This is a genomic window from Flavobacterium plurextorum (assembly GCF_002217395.1).
In the GTDB taxonomy this organism is placed as follows: domain Bacteria; phylum Bacteroidota; class Bacteroidia; order Flavobacteriales; family Flavobacteriaceae; genus Flavobacterium; species Flavobacterium plurextorum.
The window spans coordinates 88,871-104,182 of sequence record NZ_MUHD01000002.1 but is presented as its reverse complement, the minus strand read 5'-3'; the positions used below and the strand labels follow the sequence as shown (position 1 = coordinate 104,182).

Annotated in this window: 15 protein-coding genes; 11 read left to right on the top strand and 4 right to left on the bottom strand. The window is 32.2% G+C overall.

All coding sequences use genetic code 11. The annotated features are described in order from the left end of the window. Positions 1–16 precede the first annotated feature (16 nt). The 7 genes from rpmG (at position 17) to B0A81_RS00815 (ending at position 3,328) form a co-directional block, all read left to right on the top strand. Positions 17–199 carry a 50S ribosomal protein L33 gene (rpmG, locus tag B0A81_RS00845; RefSeq protein ID WP_008253902.1) on the top strand — a complete coding sequence of 61 codons (183 nt, stop codon included), beginning with the start codon at positions 17–19 and terminating at the stop codon, positions 197–199. 71 nt (positions 200–270) lie between these two features. Continuing rightward, positions 271–423 (top strand): DUF4295 domain-containing protein, encoded by a 153-nt coding sequence (locus B0A81_RS00840; protein ID WP_071634818.1) that lies wholly within the window; start codon positions 271–273, stop codon positions 421–423. Positions 424–691: 268 nt separating this feature from the next. Beyond that, positions 692–1,645, top strand: coding sequence for a signal recognition particle-docking protein FtsY (gene ftsY / locus B0A81_RS00835; RefSeq protein ID WP_089052932.1), 954 nt, complete (start codon positions 692–694; stop codon positions 1,643–1,645). 7 nt (positions 1,646–1,652) lie between these two features. Next, positions 1,653–1,832: a hypothetical protein gene (locus B0A81_RS00830; RefSeq protein WP_089056290.1), complete on the top strand. Its 180-nt coding sequence runs from the start codon at positions 1,653–1,655 to the stop codon at positions 1,830–1,832. A 287-nt stretch (positions 1,833–2,119) separates the two neighbouring features. Further along, positions 2,120–2,560: a hypothetical protein gene (locus B0A81_RS00825; protein WP_089056244.1), complete on the top strand. Its 441-nt coding sequence runs from the start codon at positions 2,120–2,122 to the stop codon at positions 2,558–2,560. Continuing rightward, the gene (locus tag B0A81_RS00820; protein ID WP_089056243.1) at positions 2,541–2,837 is read left to right on the top strand and encodes a DUF721 domain-containing protein; all 297 of its coding nucleotides are present in this window, start codon (positions 2,541–2,543) and stop codon (positions 2,835–2,837) included. The genes B0A81_RS00825 and B0A81_RS00820 overlap by 20 nt, the downstream gene beginning before the upstream one ends. 29 nt (positions 2,838–2,866) lie before the next feature. Next, positions 2,867–3,328, top strand: a complete 462-nt coding sequence (locus B0A81_RS00815) for a hypothetical protein (protein ID WP_089056242.1) — start codon at positions 2,867–2,869, stop codon at positions 3,326–3,328. A 107-nt stretch (positions 3,329–3,435) separates the two neighbouring features. Here B0A81_RS00815 and B0A81_RS00810 read toward each other — a convergent pair whose 3' ends face one another. The 3 genes from B0A81_RS00810 to bshC all read right to left on the bottom strand — a co-directional run bounded on the left by B0A81_RS00810 (position 3,436) and on the right by bshC (position 7,149). Then, positions 3,436–3,855 carry a nucleoside-diphosphate kinase gene (locus tag B0A81_RS00810; RefSeq protein WP_089056241.1) on the bottom strand — a complete coding sequence of 140 codons (420 nt, stop codon included), beginning with the start codon at positions 3,853–3,855 and terminating at the stop codon, positions 3,436–3,438. A 222-nt stretch (positions 3,856–4,077) separates the two neighbouring features. Further along, positions 4,078–5,349, bottom strand: coding sequence for an acyltransferase family protein (locus B0A81_RS00805; RefSeq protein WP_089056240.1), 1,272 nt, complete (start codon positions 5,347–5,349; stop codon positions 4,078–4,080). 210 nt (positions 5,350–5,559) lie between these two features. Next, the gene (gene bshC, locus B0A81_RS00800; RefSeq protein ID WP_089056239.1) at positions 5,560–7,149 is read right to left on the bottom strand and encodes a bacillithiol biosynthesis cysteine-adding enzyme BshC; all 1,590 of its coding nucleotides are present in this window, start codon (positions 7,147–7,149) and stop codon (positions 5,560–5,562) included. 269 nt (positions 7,150–7,418) lie between these two features. Between bshC and B0A81_RS00795 the strand changes: the two genes are divergently transcribed. The 4 genes from B0A81_RS00795 (at position 7,419) to B0A81_RS00780 (ending at position 11,123) form a co-directional block, all read left to right on the top strand. Continuing rightward, the gene (locus B0A81_RS00795; RefSeq protein WP_089056238.1) at positions 7,419–8,696 is read left to right on the top strand and encodes an MFS transporter; all 1,278 of its coding nucleotides are present in this window, start codon (positions 7,419–7,421) and stop codon (positions 8,694–8,696) included. Between the two features lie 100 nt (positions 8,697–8,796). Further along, a complete protein-coding gene (locus B0A81_RS00790; RefSeq protein WP_089056237.1) occupies positions 8,797–9,051 on the top strand; it encodes an autorepressor SdpR family transcription factor in 255 nt (84 codons plus the stop codon). 3 nt (positions 9,052–9,054) lie between these two features. Beyond that, positions 9,055–9,717, top strand: coding sequence for an SdpI family protein (locus B0A81_RS00785; RefSeq protein ID WP_089056236.1), 663 nt, complete (start codon positions 9,055–9,057; stop codon positions 9,715–9,717). Between the two features lie 41 nt (positions 9,718–9,758). Beyond that, positions 9,759–11,123, top strand: coding sequence for an alpha/beta hydrolase family protein (locus tag B0A81_RS00780; protein WP_089056235.1), 1,365 nt, complete (start codon positions 9,759–9,761; stop codon positions 11,121–11,123). An 89-nt stretch (positions 11,124–11,212) separates the two neighbouring features. Here B0A81_RS00780 and B0A81_RS00775 read toward each other — a convergent pair whose 3' ends face one another. Beyond that, a complete protein-coding gene (locus B0A81_RS00775) occupies positions 11,213–15,280 on the bottom strand; it encodes a DUF7948 domain-containing protein (RefSeq protein WP_089056234.1) in 4,068 nt (1,355 codons plus the stop codon). Positions 15,281–15,312 lie beyond the last annotated feature (32 nt).

The window sequence follows — 15,312 nt, the reverse complement described above, 5'->3', positions numbered from 1 at the left end:
ATAAATATATAGCAAGATGGCAAAGAAAGGTAATAGAATCCAAGTAATTTTAGAATGTACTGAGCACAAGACTTCTGGTGTTCCAGGAACTTCTAGATACATTACAACTAAGAACAAAAAAAATACTCCAGACAGATTAGAGATTAAAAAATTTAATCCAATCTTAAAAAGAGTAACTGTTCATAAAGAAATTAAGTAATAATTAGAGATTTATAAGTCTCAGTGGTTTGGCCATTTGAGTTTTATAAAACTTCAAATAACATTTGAATCATGGCAAAGAAAACCGTAGCATCGTTACAAACATCTTCTAAGAGATTATCAAAAGCCATCAAAATGGTGAAATCTCCTAAAACTGGTGCATATACATTCGTAGAATCTATTATGGCTCCTGAAGAAGTTGATAATTTCTTGAAAAAGAAATAATTACATTTACAATATATAGAAAAGCTACTTTCATTCGGAAGTAGCTTTTTTATTTTTTATATTTGTTTAAAAATTTGTAGAAACCATACAATTTGTGTTTTTTTTAAACATTAGTTCCCGCCATACTCTTTATCTTTACTCGCCTAAAGAAGGCAAGCAAAGGATATCGTTCCTGTCGGGGTTAAATTAAAAGCAAAAGGTATTCTATAAGCATTAGGATTGTTTTAAAGCCCTAAAGAAACAATCTACAACTAACAATAAATAAAAAATGAGTTTTTTTAAAAAATTATTCTCTACCGAAAAAAAAGAGACTTTAGATAAAGGTCTTGAAAAAACGAAAACTACTTTTTTCTCTAAGTTAAGCAAAGCTGTTGCAGGAAAATCGAAAGTCGATGACGACGTTTTAGATAATCTTGAAGAAGTTTTGGTAGCTTCAGACGTTGGTGTAAATACTACATTGAAAATCATCGAAAGAATTGAAAAACGCGTTGCCGAAGATAAATATTTAGGTACAGCCGAATTAAATCAAATTCTTCGTGATGAAATAGGTGGTTTATTATCTGAAACCAATACAGGCGAAGGAACAGAGTTTGATATTCCAAAAGATAAAAAACCATACGTTTTAATGGTGGTTGGAGTAAACGGTGTTGGAAAAACTACTACAATAGGTAAATTAGCTTATCAGTTTAAAAAGGCGGGTTACAAAGTGGTTTTAGGTGCTGCAGATACATTTCGTGCTGCTGCAATAGACCAGTTACAAGTTTGGGCTGATCGTGTTGATGTTCCAATCGTAAGACAAAATATGGGAAGTGATCCTGCTTCTGTAGCTTTTGATACTTTGCAATCGGCTGTAGCTCAAAATGCAGATGTTGTAATTATTGATACTGCTGGACGTTTACACAATAAAGTTAATTTGATGAACGAACTTTCTAAAGTGAAACGTGTTATGCAGAAAGTGGTTGAAGATGCGCCGCATGATGTGCTTTTAGTTTTAGATGGTTCAACAGGTCAAAACGCTTTTGAACAAGCTAAGCAGTTTACTGCTGCAACAGAAGTAACATCGTTAGCAGTTACAAAATTAGACGGAACAGCAAAAGGCGGTGTTGTGATTGGTATCTCAGACCAGTTTCAAATTCCTGTAAAATATATTGGTGTTGGCGAGGGAATTGAAGACTTACAAGTCTTTAATAAATATGAATTCGTTGACAGTTTCTTTAAATAAAATAATAATGAGTTTTTCTTCTTTAAAAAATATATCGGCAGTTGTATTTTATTTTGCAAGTGTGGTGTGTTTTGTTTTAGCAAATGTTTTAAGAGACAGCAGTCTTTCTTTTTACTATGTTCTGCTTGTTCTAGGAATAGGATTCTTTTTTATGGGAGTTCTTAAAAGACTGCGTACTAAAAATTAAGTATTTTATTAATTCTTAAGAATCTAAGATTTCGTTAAGTTATAATAGACAGCCTTTTTGGTTGTACTTATGGTTTAATGGTAATCTTATTTTTGTTTTTATTAATTTTACTTTTTACTTCTTACTTCTTTTGAATTATATAAGTTTATCTTTGTGATTCACTAAATTTCTTTTGAAAATGGGAGTCCTAGCCCTGATGGGAGCGGTATCCTTTTTCTGGCTTCTTTAGGCAGGAAAAGATATAGCAGACAGCAGGAATCAGCTCCAAATTAATATTATAAATTATTATGAAAAACACTTTTATGATTTTGGTTTTATCGCTTTTGTTTATAAGCTGTAAACAAGAAATAAAACCCGCAGATATTGAAAAACTTAATGGTTACTGGGAAATTGAAAAGGTGGTTTTTGATAAAGGTGAAGAAAAAGCATACGGAATGAATGAGAACTTTGATTATTTTCAAATAAAAGGAAATAAAGGTACTCGTACGAAAGTTATGGCGCAGTTAGATGGTACTTTTTTAACTACAAACACTTTTGAAAATGTTGCAGTAAGATTTACAGATAAAGGAACTTTTTTGGATTATAAAACTGATTATGCCAAATGGAGTGAGGAGTTGATCTCTGTTTCAGATGAAACTTTTGTTGTAAAGAACGATCAAAATAAAGAATATCATTATAAAAAAGCAGGACCAGTTAATATTTTAGAAAATGGCAAAAAGACTAAATAATCAAAGTACAATTGGGGATGTTTTACAGCAAATTATTCAGGTGAATAAATTGCAGCCTGGAATGGATCAGATCGATGTAAAAGAGGCTTGGAGACAGTTGATGGGAAATGGAGTGAATACATATACCAGAAATGTTGTTTTAAAAGGAAGCACGCTTTATGTTGAACTTGGGTCAGCCGTTTTAAGGGAAGAGTTGAGTCATGGGAAATCTAAAATCGTTAAGATGATTAATGAAGAGTTAGGTCGTGAGGTTGTAAAAGATGTAGTTTTAAGATAGACTTTTTTAAAGTTATAGAGAGTTAAATTATGATAGTCGTAAAATCTAAGTTTAAAATTTTTCCAATTGTTTTAATTTCATATTTGAGCGCATTGCCGCTTTTGGCTTTTTACTTATGTTTTATTTCGCCTAAGGAAAATACAATATTGGCCATTTTGTTTTTATTGTTTATTGTTGTTTTTTGGTTGACTATATTGAAGACTAGAGCGAACAGCATAAAAATGTATGAAGACAGTATAAGTGTGAAACGTTACTTTGGATTAGGAAAATCTAAAGTATATAAATACGCTGAATTAGATGGTTTTGCTACTATGTTCGAGTCTGGAAAAGGCAGTCTTTATGAGTCTGTTTTTATTCTTGAAGATGGAAAGAGAGTAGGTTGTGTTTCTAGTTTTTATCATGCTAATTTCAATGCTTTAAAGTCAAACTTGAAAGAGAACTTAGTCGATTTAGTCGAAATGGAAAGCACTTTAAAAAGAGAGAACGCTTAATTGTTTACATAGATTAATAAAATAGAAAAGCCGTTTCAAATTTGAAACGGCTTTTTTATTATGTGCAAAGTTCAATAATTATTAATACTGAACTCTAAAATCATAAATTAGAATTGCTCTCTTCCAGCAAAATGGAATGCACCTTCGATTGCAGCATTTTCGTCGCTGTCAGAACCGTGAACTGCATTTTCTCCAATAGAAGCAGCGTATGCTTTACGGATAGTTCCTTCAGCAGCTTCAGCAGGATTTGTAGCTCCAATTAAAGTTCTGAAATCTTCTACTGCGTTGTCTTTTTCTAAAATTGCAGCAACAATTGGTCCGCGTGACATAAATTCAACTAATTCTCCGTAGAAAGGTCTTTCTGAGTGAACTGCGTAAAATGCTTGTGCATCAGCTACAGTTAATTGAGTTAATTTTAATGAAACGATTTTAAAACCACCATTAGTGATCATTGCTAAGATATTCCCGATGTGTCCGTTTGCAACAGCATCTGGCTTAATCATTGTAAAAGTTCTATTTGTTGCCATTTTTTATTTTATTAAATTTTGTGCAAAAGTATACTTTTTTTATGAATTGATTTTAATAATTTCATAATTAAAACATATTAGAATGATGTTTTAACTAAGAAAAGTAGTTTTTAAAACCATATAAGTGATATAAGTTCATTTTATAAATACGTTATGCTTCGCGGAGATTTCTTGCGCGCAGTTATTTAAGTGAACTTACTATTACTTATATGGTTAATGAATTTAAACTTTGAATATTAATTTGTTTCTGTAGAATATCCATAAAATAAACGTCCAAATGCAAACATAGGTCAACGCGCCAGCCAGTGAAGCGGTCATTGGATTGCTGAAAAATGGTGCGATTCCAAAGCTATACAAGTAATTTAATAAGTTGATTTTCTCCGAGGTATTATGCGGATTCTGAAATTCGATCATTACTAAAGCCTGCGGAATAATCTGCGAAGTAAAGAAAACAATCATAGGATTTACGCCCCAAATTAAAAATGGTTTGAAGCCTTTCTTGTAATTAGCAATATCAATTATATAATATAAAATCGCTAGAAATACGGTGGCTAATCCTGTAGTGTACAAAACATAACTGCTTGTCCAAAGTGATTTGTTTATTGGAAAAACGATGTCCCAGATTAAGCCAAAAAAGATAAGTATCGTGCCGATGATACCCATTTTTTGTGCTTTTTGTATTTTTATAGTATTTGCTTGTAGAACCTGCCCAATTAATAAACCGATAATTCCGTTCACGATTGATGGAATTGTACTTAAGATTCCTTCAGGATCCCAAGTTATGGTTCCGCGATACATATGTCCTTCTAGTAAAACACTGTCAATCCAAGAAGCTAAATTTGTTCCTTTTTCAAGGTTAGCTTCACCAATTCCAGGTACAGGAATTAAAGTCATGATTGCCCAATAGCCAAATAGTAATAGGATTCCAGTTATGATTTGTGTTTTTTGAGACGTTTTTAAGTATAAAAGAGAAACGACAAAATAAACGATTGCAATTCTTTGTAAAACTCCTGGAAGTCTTACATTGCTATAAGCTTCAATACCGCTGTAAGCTAGAAATAGATAGATAAAGAGAATTGAAAAGGCTAGTATGTTTTTGACTTTGGAACTGAAACTTCCCATTAAGGCATAACCTACAGCAATTGTAATGGCTAATCGGCCAATTAAAAGTGGAATTCCTTCTAATCCAAATAACTGAATTTTTCCAAAGAAGTTAAAGAAAATCCCTAAACAAAGCATTCGCAAAGAACGAACTAGGATTTTATTAAAAGTGGAGTCGTCATAAAATTTATCCGGCATTGCCAACGGGACGGCAACTCCCATTATAAAAATGAAAAACGGAAATACCAAATCAGTAGGTGTGCATCCATTCCAATCGGCATGTAATAAAGGCGGATAGACATTGCCCCAATCGCCGGGGTTGTTTACAATAGTCATCAATAAAATAGTGAGTCCTCTAAAGACATCTAACGAAATCAAGCGCTCTCTGGTCATAATTTTTGGTAAATAGGTTAATTTTTGCTTTTATAAAATTTTTCTATTTGGTTTAGAGAGGCAATAATTTCGAGAAGAAGGTGGTTATTTGGTTCTCAGAATTATTCCTTTATTGTTTTTTAGTCACGAATTGCTCGAATTTGTCTAATTACTTTTTGCTTTTTTACAACTAGAAATTAGTTTGAATTAGCGCAATTTGCGGCTGACTTTTTATATTGTTATGATGTTAAAATTCATTTCTAATGGTTTCAAGTTCTCCAATAAAAGGGGTACTAATTCTTCGCCTTTTTCTAAATAAAACTCAGAAAAATTGGTATGGCGTTCTTGTAAACTATTGTTTGGAAACAATTCGCATTGTAAATCAATAACACGTTGTAATTGATTGTGTAATTTTCGTTTTTGTGCTTTTAATAAACGCTTTTCTAAATTTTCAAGACCTTTTGTCTGTTTTATTTCCTGTGCTTTAACAGCTCCCGAAAATGATTTGTCAGTTTGATCTGCCAGTTCGTAAAGATATTGAAATTGTGTTTTCAAAATGTCTTTTTGCGGAGTCAAATCAATAGGAAATGTCGAAATTTTATGTGTGATTGTGTTGACTAATTTCTCCTGTTTGGTAAATAAATCTTTCCAGCTTAAATTCAGCTGATCTGCTTTTTTAACTTGTTTTTCTGTTGTTAAAAGAACTGAATTACGAACTAAAAGCATTGGAAATGTAATTTTTACCGCATCAAAAAAAGATTTTAATTCAAGCCAATAGGCAATTTCTCCGCCTCCGCCAATATAACATAAGTTAGGCAGGATAATTTCTTGATAAAGCGGACGCATTATCACATTTGGGCTGAACTTTTCTGGATTGCTTTCTAGAAGTTTGAAAATCTCTTCTTTTGAAAACGAGATTTTCGTATTGTTCACAAAATACTTGTCATTTTCAAAAATGATTCTTTCGCGTAAGTGATCTTCAATATAAAATAAATTAATCTCGCGCGGATTTACCTGAACAGTATATGCTGCCAGATGTTCAATTGTTTTTTGAACAGCTTTGTATGAAGTTTGTTTTTCTAATTCTTCTTTTACATAAGGAATAAAGGCACGTTTTAAGTGTGCATCATCAGCATCTAAGATTACTAAACCATAGTCTGCAAATAAGCTGTTGGCTAAAAATCGAGTTGCATCGGCTAGATTGTCGTGTTTTAAATAAGCATCAGCAAAGAGCTTTTTTAATACATTGGCATTTGTACTTGAGCCTAATTCTAAAGCATAAATTTCAAAAAACTCTGCCAAACCTTCAGTCGAAAGTCTTCCAACTGGACCGTTACTTTCTTTGTTCCATCTGAATTTTTTTCCTTTAAAATTAAAGTAATTAATTTCTTCAAAATCATGATCTTCTGTTGCCATCCAGTAAATCGGAACAAAATTGTGCGATGGGTATTTCGCTTTTAATTCTTTAGTAAGATTAATGGTCGAAATAATTTTATATAAAAAATACAATGGACCACTAAACAAGTTTAATTGGTGTCCAGTTGTAATTGTAAAGGTGTTTTCGAGTGCAAGAAGCTCAATGTTCTGTTTAGTAGAATTCGAAACTTCTATGTTTTGATATTGTTTTTTTAAAGTCTCAACTAAAGGAATTCGATTGTTATTGTCAAAGTTGGCAGTTTTTTCAGCGATTTGTTTCTGAAAGTTTTCTAAAGCAGGAAAATGATTGTACAGCGGCTTTAATTCTGATTTTTGATCTAAATAATCTTGTATTAGTTTAGAAAAATATCCTGAAGTTTGATAGCTTATACAGTCTGTAGGCATAATTTGAAATTTATTTTTGACAGCTGTAAATTTAATGAAAATATACAGTCAAAATTGGTTTTAACGATTGCTTAAGAATTGATTTTTAAATTTTAAGATAAATGTCTTAAAATCAGTTTTTTAATTACGGTTTTTGGCTGTTCTTAAAAATGATAAAATGCATCAAATTTGTTAATAATGTGTAAATGGTTTAAAACTAATTTGTATATCATTGAATTATTAGAGGTGAAAACCTATTTTTGTAGCAGAAAAATATATATCTATTTTACATGGAAACGAACCCAAAAAAGAAGAACTCTTTAAAACACGTTCTTTTTGGAAGCCTGATTGGCACTACAATTGAATTTTTTGATTTTTATATTTATGCTAATGCGGCTGTATTAGTTTTTCCACAATTATTTTTTCCAAGTTCAGATTCGACTATGGCGACTCTGGAATCGTTAGCGACTTTTTCAATTGCATTTTTATCACGTCCTTTAGGTTCCGCTTTTTTTGGCCATTATGGTGATAAAATCGGACGTAAGTTTACTTTAGTTGCAGCATTATTAACAATGGGTATTTCGACTGTTACTATTGGGTTTTTACCAAGTTATGCCAGTATAGGTGTTGCGGCGCCATTATTGTTGATGCTTTGTCGTTTTGGACAAGGTGTTGGACTTGGCGGCGAGTGGGGTGGAGCAGTTTTGCTGGCTATAGAAAATGCACCGCCAAACAAACGTGCTTGGTACGGAATGTTTCCGCAATTAGGAGCTCCAATTGGATTATTACTTTCGGGAGGAACTTTTCTATTGCTGACCGATTCAATGAGTAATGAAGATTTTATGGATTATGGATGGAGAATTCCATTTATTGCCAGTTCGCTTTTGGTTGTAGTCGGTTTTTATATTCGAACAAAAATTACTGAAACACCTTCATTCGAAAATTCTAAAAAAGAGAAGGAAGAAGTTAAAATCCCTTTTTTAGTACTTGTAAAATCATATAAAAATCAGTTGATTTTTGGAACATTTGCTGCCATTACAACTTTTTTAGTTTTTTACTTAATGACCGTTTTTACATTGAGCTGGGCGACTTCAGATTTAGGTATCGTAAAGAGAGATGCATTATTGGTTCAATTATTCTCGGTGCTGTTTTTCGCCGCTTTTATTCCAGTTTCAGCGGTAGTTGCTGATAAAATTGGACGTCGTAAAATGCTTATTATTGCTACGGGAGCTATTGCAGTTTTTGGTTTTTTCTTTTCGTACTTTCTGAGTACTGGAAATATTGCTTTAATTACCACTTTTGCTTGCATCGGAATGGGGTTAATGGGGTTTACTTATGGTCCTCTAGGAACATTTTTATCAGAGTTGTTTCCAACAAATGTTCGTTATTCCGGTGCTTCTTTGACTTTTAATATGGCAGGAATTCTAGGAGCTGCTTTTGCTCCAATGATTGCCATTTATTTAGCGTCTACTTATAGTGTAAGTTATGTAGGGTTGTATTTAACAGCCGCTGCTTGTATTTCATTATTTTCATTTTTAGTAATCAGTAAAGAGGAGCATAAGTTTTAGAATCTTTTTAAAGATATATGAAAGCAGTAATTTTAAAAATTACTGCTTTTTTTTGTCAGTTTAAAAAGTATTTAGATATTTGTCTAAATATATAAATAGAATGAACGATATTTTTAAAGCATTAAATGATGCAACAAGAAGAGAGATTCTTGAGCTTTTAAGACAGAAAGATATGTCTGCAGGCGAAATTGCAGATGCTTTTAATATTTCAAAACCAAGTATTTCGCATCATTTAGATATTTTAAGACGAGCGGATTTAATTACATCCGAAAAAAAAGGGCAATTCATCATTTATTCCATCAATACCACCATAATGGAGGATGTCTTGCAATGGATATTAACTTTTAAAAAATAAAAAATGAATTTAGAATTGAAAAAAGAGCTTCCAATTATTGGAATTGTATTGGCTCCTTTTGTGTATTTAGGTGTGATTTGGAACAGTCTTCCCGAAAGAGTTCCAATACATTGGAATATTAATGGACAAATTGACGATTGGGGAAATAAATCTTTCTTGATTGTACTGGTTTTTATGCTGCCGGGCTTAATGTATCTTATTACGATTGCTGCTGCAAAGTTTGATCCTAAAAAAAGGATTTCTTTAATGGGTTCTAAATTTTATCAATTGAAGTTTTTTCTGGTTTTGATTATGTCTTTGCTTGCATTGTTCTTAATATACATCTCAAAAAATCAAACTTTTTCAAACCCGAATTTAATGTACGTTTTGATTGGTGCTTTATTAATGGCATTAGGGAATTATTTTAAAGTAATTCAACCCAATTATTTTATCGGAATTAGAACACCATGGACCTTAGAAAATCCTGAAGTTTGGAAAGCTACTCATGTATTTGCAGGTAAGCTTTGGTTTTGCGGCGGTCTTATTATCATTTTAGGAGCACTTATTTTTTCAGGTCCTATTTTCGCTAAAGCTTTCATTGCTATCGGAGTTGTTTTAGCATTTGTACCGATCGCATATTCTTTTATAAAATTCAAGCAATTAGAGAAAAAGGAAGAAAAACTGTAACAGTTGAAAATCAATTAAATCATTCACTTATTCAAATAAAAATGTTAAAAACAATACTTATTCTAATTACAGCTTTAATTTCTTTTATAATGAACGGACAAGAAATTACAGGACAATGGAATGGACTTTTGAAGGTTCAGAACGGACAGTTAAGAGTGATTTTTCATGTCAACAAAACAGAAAATGGATATAATGGGACAATGGATAGTCCGGATCAGAAAGTAACAGGAATTCCTTTGGGGAAAGTTGCCTTTGAAAATTCGATTTTAAAATTGGAAATTCCAAGTGCTCAAATTTCTTATGAAGGTGCCTTGAATAAAGATAATATTGTTGTTGGAAAATTTACGCAGGGCGGACAATCTTTAGAACTGGATTTATCAAAGGAAACTATTCAAAAACAAGTTTATGCAAGACCTCAGGAACCGCAAAAGCCTTATCCATATTATACTGAAGAGGTTAAATTTGAGAATAAAACAGATAACGTCGTTTTAGCAGGAACTTTGTCTCTTCCTAAAAAAGAGGGTAATTTTCCAGCTGTGATCTTAATTACAGGAAGCGGCAGACAAAATAGAGATGAAGAACTTTTGGGACATAAACCGTTTCTCGTTTTAGCGGATTACTTGACTAAAAAAGGCATTGCGGTATTACGTTTTGATGATCGTGGTGCAGGCGAATCAACAGGAGATTTTTCAAAAGCATCCACAATTGATTTTTCAAAAGACGTTCAGGCTGGAGTTGATTATTTAAAAACAAGAAAAGAAATTGATAAAAAGAAAATTGGATTAATTGGTCATAGTGAAGGTGGACTAATTGCACCTATTATAGCTGGAAATTCTAAAGATATCGATTTTATTGTTTTATTGGCAGGTCCGGGCCTTCGCGGCGACACATTATTGCTTTTGCAAACTGAATTAATAGAGAGACAAAGTGGTGTTTCTAACGAGGAAATTAAAAAAAGACAAGAGATTTTAAAAGGGGCTTACGATCTTGTTGTGGCTTCTTCTGCAAATGATGAAAATTTCAAAAATAGTGTAAGCACTTATTTTAATTCAAAATTTGATGAGAATCAAGCAAAAGCGGCGACGAACCAAATTACAAGTAATTGGTGGTACACTTTTATAAAAATGGATCCAGCAGTTGCTTTAGCAAAAGTAAAATGCCCAGTTTTAGCGCTTAATGGAAGTAAAGATTTGCAAGTTCCGGCAGAAGTTAATTTACAAGTTATAGAAAAGACTTTAGCAAAAGCGGGAAATAAAATAGTCACGGCTAAAATTTTACCTAATTTAAACCATTTATTTCAGGAGTGTAAAACAGGTTCGCCAGATGAATATGAAAAAATTGAACAGACTTTCTCTCCAATAGCTTTAGAAGAAATATCAAGCTGGGTTTTATTGCAGATTAAATAATATCACATTACTAATTAAAGTTTACATTGATTAAAAAGGAACTTATATTTATTTGCAATTTCTTAATCAATGTAAACTTGTAACTGAATTTATCTTTTTAAACTAAAATGTCCTCTAAATTCCTTCCCGTTTAATCGGGTAGCAACAAACCAATAATCAGATGTAGGGAGTTGTTGTCCCAAATAATTTCCATCCCAGCCAGTATTGCTATTTAGTTCTTTTATGAATTTTCCGTAACGATCAAATATTTTGATTTCTGTATTTGGCGCCAAATAAGCAAAATCAATTGTCCAATAATCATTATAGCCATCATTGTTTGGGGTGAAGAATTTTGGAAAAGGTAGTTCATCAACAAAATTGATACAATCTCCAGTTGTTGCTTCAAGTATATTGATGATAATAGGTATTTTGTCACTTTCACAATTATTTACAGTTTGTGAAGCGTAATAGGTGATTCCGTTTTGTAGAGTTGTTGACTTACCCAAAGTTATATTTGAAGATGTATTTTCGTACCATTTTATATTTTGTCCAATAATATCAATATCATCTATTACAGCATTTTTTTGAATACAAAATTTTTGCGGTGAATCAGCAATTGGAATTTGAGTGTCTTGTATTTTTACAGTAATGGCAAGCCGCTGACTTTCGCAGTTATTTAATGTTTGAGTTGCATAATAAATACCATTTTGTAATAAAGTGGTTTCTAGTAAAATATTTCCGCTTGTTGCAGCATCATACCATTTAATATTGGTTCCATTTATACTTAAATTTTCGATAGTAGCAATTTCATCTATACAAAATTGTTGATTACTGCTTCCTGTTGGCAATGAGGTTTCATAAATTCTAACTAAAAAAGGAGTTCTATCACTTTCGCATCCAATAGTTTGAGAAGCGTAGTACGTTCTGTTGTCCTCTAATAAAGTAGTGTTTGGTAAAGTGGCTGCAGACATATTGGTATCATACCATTTTATATTCTGCCCTAAAATTTGAACACTGTTTAAGCTTGCATTTTCGTTTTTACAAAAAGACTGATTGCCGTTTCCTGTTGGAGCAGAAGGTGTATTTACAATTGAAACAGTAACTCCAAATCTCGGACCTTCACAATTATTAATTGTTTGTGAAGCATAATAGGTTTTTCCGTTAATCAAATTTGTTGTTTCTGCTAACAAAGAACCATTAGTTGATGCATCGTACCATTTTATTGAAGTTCCGATGACTTGAATATTGGCAATTGTGGCATTTTGACTTGTACAAAAAGGCTGATTTGCAGTTGCTGTTGGTGCTAGAGTATTTTGAATTGTAATTGTTACAGGAGTCCTTTCGCTTTCACAGCCGTTAATGGTTTGCGATGCATAATACGTTATTCCATTTTGAAGTAAAGTTGTATCTGATAAAAGTGTTCCAGCCGTTAGGGCGTTATACCATTTTATAGTATTTCCTGTAATTTGAATATTGGCTAATGTTGCATTTTGCTGTATACAGAAGTCTTGAGTAGAATTTGCTGTAGGAATAGGAGCACTTGTAATTTCTACAACTTGATTTTGAGTTGATGAATTTCCATTTCCATCGTTATAATTCCAAACAATTGTGTAAGTTCCAGATAAGCTGTAAGATAATGGACTTGTAGTTGTTCCAGTAATTTGTCCGGCACATGCATCTATAGCACTTGGAATTGTATTTATTACAGTGTTGCAATCTCCAGTTATTATTGGTAAAATATTTATGTTAGGAACTGGAGCTTCTATATCACCAATTATAACATTGATTTTTTTAATGTCATCACAGTCTCCACTTCCCGTAATTGTGCATGAATATTCACCGGAGTTTGAAGTTGTTGCATTTGTAATTTTTGGGTTTTGATCAGTAGATACAAATCCGTTTGGTCCTGTCCAAGAATAGTTTGTTCCTCCTGAGGCTGTAAGTTCTAATGTTTTGTCAATACATACAGGTGAGTTACTAGAGGCCGTTAAGTTCGATTGGCAATCTTTAAATTTTACTAGAAAAGCATCTCCAATATTTGGTGTATAACTATTAATTTTAGGATATAGATTTAGTTGATATGTACCAGGGGTTGCAATATTTGTTGTACTATTTGTTGCTCCTGCCAAATAAATATTTGACTTGTTATCTACATCTGTGATCAATGCATTATCTGCCATTTCTCCGCCAAAGTATGTTGCCCATTCTCTTTGTCCATTTGTATTGAATTTTACAAGATAGGACTCTGTTCCGGGATTACGGGTTTCTTGGTAAGCATTTATTGTAGGTAAAAATCCATTTTCAGCCCGTCCTGCAAAGTAAATAGAGCCATTTTTTGAAACAGATCCTCCTAATGTTTCTGGAAAAAAGTAAGATCCCCAGATCTTTTGACCATTATCGTTGAATTTAAAAATGCAACCATTACTAGTATTTTGATTAATTGAAATTTGAGTTCGAAGATAGGTTTCCTGAAAAACACCTGAAGTGCTTATGTTTTGGATACTGTTTGTTTTTCCAAAACAATAAATGTTATGATTTGAGTCTACTCCTATGTTGACAAAATAATCATCACCTTCTCCACCAAAATAGGTTCCCCATAGTATACTTCCATTTGGTGTGAATTTTGCTAAGAAGCCATCTGATTTAAGATTTGTTTCTTGATAAGAATTTACTGTTGATATATTGTTGCTGCTTCCTGTAGAGCCAAGAATAATAATATTTCCATCTGAATCAAATTCGGCATCAAAAATTGCATCTGCTTTACTTCCTCCATAATATGTTGCCCATTGACGAACACCTGCAATATTAAATTTAGCTATGAAGCCATCTTGTGTATCATCTGATGTATTTCCAGCATTACTTTGATGAGAATTGGGTGTCGCAATATCTGCGATACTATTAGTTTCTCCACAAATGTAAAAGTCTTCATTTGAATCAATTAAAATGCTATTTATAGATTCGTTCTTTGCTCCTCCATAATAAGTTGCCCATTTTCTAATGCCGTTCGAATCAAATTTTGCCACGAAACCATCAAAATAACGATTTTTTACTGGTTGGTGAGTTCCTGAAGTTGAAATATTTGTAGGGCTTAGACTTTTACCAGCTATATAGATGTTGTCATTATTTGAGACTTTAATTTTCATAATTTGATCAGCAAAATTCCCGCCAAAATAAGTTCCCCAAATACGAGTGCCATCAGGATTAAATTTAACAAAAAAAGCATCATAGTCTGTGCTTGAATAATAAGATGTTTGAAAGGAGCCAGAAGAAGCAATATTGCTGATGCTGTAGGTTACTCCAGCCATATAGACAAAATCGTCTTTTGTGAAAATTGAGGTTGCATAATCGAACTCTGCACCGCCATAATATGTTCCCCACAATCTTATTGGCACAGGATCAATTACAATCGTTTTTTCATTAGAACAATCTACTGAATTAAATCCATAAGTGTTTTTATTTATTTTTTTATATCCAACCTCAATCTCCCTTTTACTATTTCCGTCTTCAATCCAACTCGCAGGAAGCGTTTCTTCCATTTTTCCAAAACGAACATTCATTTGGATTTTATTATCAACTAAATTAGTTTCAGCTCCAGTAAATTTTAATTGAATGTCAGAAATTTTTCCTTTTGGATGAATTACAAAATTATATTCGACTGTTTTTTGAGGATCGGCAGGAATTGTAAAAACAATATCGATATTTGGATAAATGTTTTTATACGTAATTTCTTTGAATTGATATACGTTGGTAATTCCCTCAGGTTTATTAGGAATATTGTAGTAGTTGTCAAAATCGGTTAACTTCTGTTTAGTAACTAATTCTACTTTTGAATTTGAGTTTACAAATTCAATATCGATTCTATGGTATGTATATTCTAAACTAAACTCTTGGTTTTCTTTATTTTCCTTGTCAGAAGTTAAATCTGGAAGTGTTTTTGCTGTTTTAGAACAAACAATAGGTGTTTTCTTTACTTCGTAAATATCATATGAGAATCCATTTTTCTTTAATTGAACATTTAATCCATTAGAATTCAATAAATATTTTACAGCTGTATTGGGTTTTCCTTTTTGATCTACAATTTGACCTTTATTTTCTTTAAAACCTATAGATTGGTTTTTGTTTTGAGAATATAATTGAATTGCAATGAACAAAAAAAATAAAAGTAATTTGTGTTTCATAGGTTTGTTTTGGATAGAAGTAAAATTAATTA

Coding starts and splice junctions, on each gene's coding strand:
- rpmG (WP_008253902.1), top strand. CDS start 17: ATGGCAAAGAAAGGTAATAGAATCCAAGTAATTTTAGAATGTACTGAG.
- B0A81_RS00830 (WP_089056290.1), top strand. CDS start 1,653: ATGAGTTTTTCTTCTTTAAAAAATATATCGGCAGTTGTATTTTATTTT.
- ftsY (WP_089052932.1), top strand. CDS start 692: ATGAGTTTTTTTAAAAAATTATTCTCTACCGAAAAAAAAGAGACTTTA.
- B0A81_RS00805 (WP_089056240.1), bottom strand. CDS start 5,349: ATGACCAGAGAGCGCTTGATTTCGTTAGATGTCTTTAGAGGACTCACT.
- B0A81_RS00795 (WP_089056238.1), top strand. CDS start 7,419: ATGGAAACGAACCCAAAAAAGAAGAACTCTTTAAAACACGTTCTTTTT.
- B0A81_RS00785 (WP_089056236.1), top strand. CDS start 9,055: ATGAATTTAGAATTGAAAAAAGAGCTTCCAATTATTGGAATTGTATTG.
- B0A81_RS00775 (WP_089056234.1), bottom strand. CDS start 15,280: ATGAAACACAAATTACTTTTATTTTTTTTGTTCATTGCAATTCAATTA.
- B0A81_RS00825 (WP_089056244.1), top strand. CDS start 2,120: ATGAAAAACACTTTTATGATTTTGGTTTTATCGCTTTTGTTTATAAGC.
- bshC (WP_089056239.1), bottom strand. CDS start 7,149: ATGCCTACAGACTGTATAAGCTATCAAACTTCAGGATATTTTTCTAAA.
- B0A81_RS00840 (WP_071634818.1), top strand. CDS start 271: ATGGCAAAGAAAACCGTAGCATCGTTACAAACATCTTCTAAGAGATTA.
- B0A81_RS00810 (WP_089056241.1), bottom strand. CDS start 3,855: ATGGCAACAAATAGAACTTTTACAATGATTAAGCCAGATGCTGTTGCA.
- B0A81_RS00820 (WP_089056243.1), top strand. CDS start 2,541: ATGGCAAAAAGACTAAATAATCAAAGTACAATTGGGGATGTTTTACAG.
- B0A81_RS00790 (WP_089056237.1), top strand. CDS start 8,797: ATGAACGATATTTTTAAAGCATTAAATGATGCAACAAGAAGAGAGATT.
- B0A81_RS00780 (WP_089056235.1), top strand. CDS start 9,759: ATGTTAAAAACAATACTTATTCTAATTACAGCTTTAATTTCTTTTATA.
- B0A81_RS00815 (WP_089056242.1), top strand. CDS start 2,867: ATGATAGTCGTAAAATCTAAGTTTAAAATTTTTCCAATTGTTTTAATT.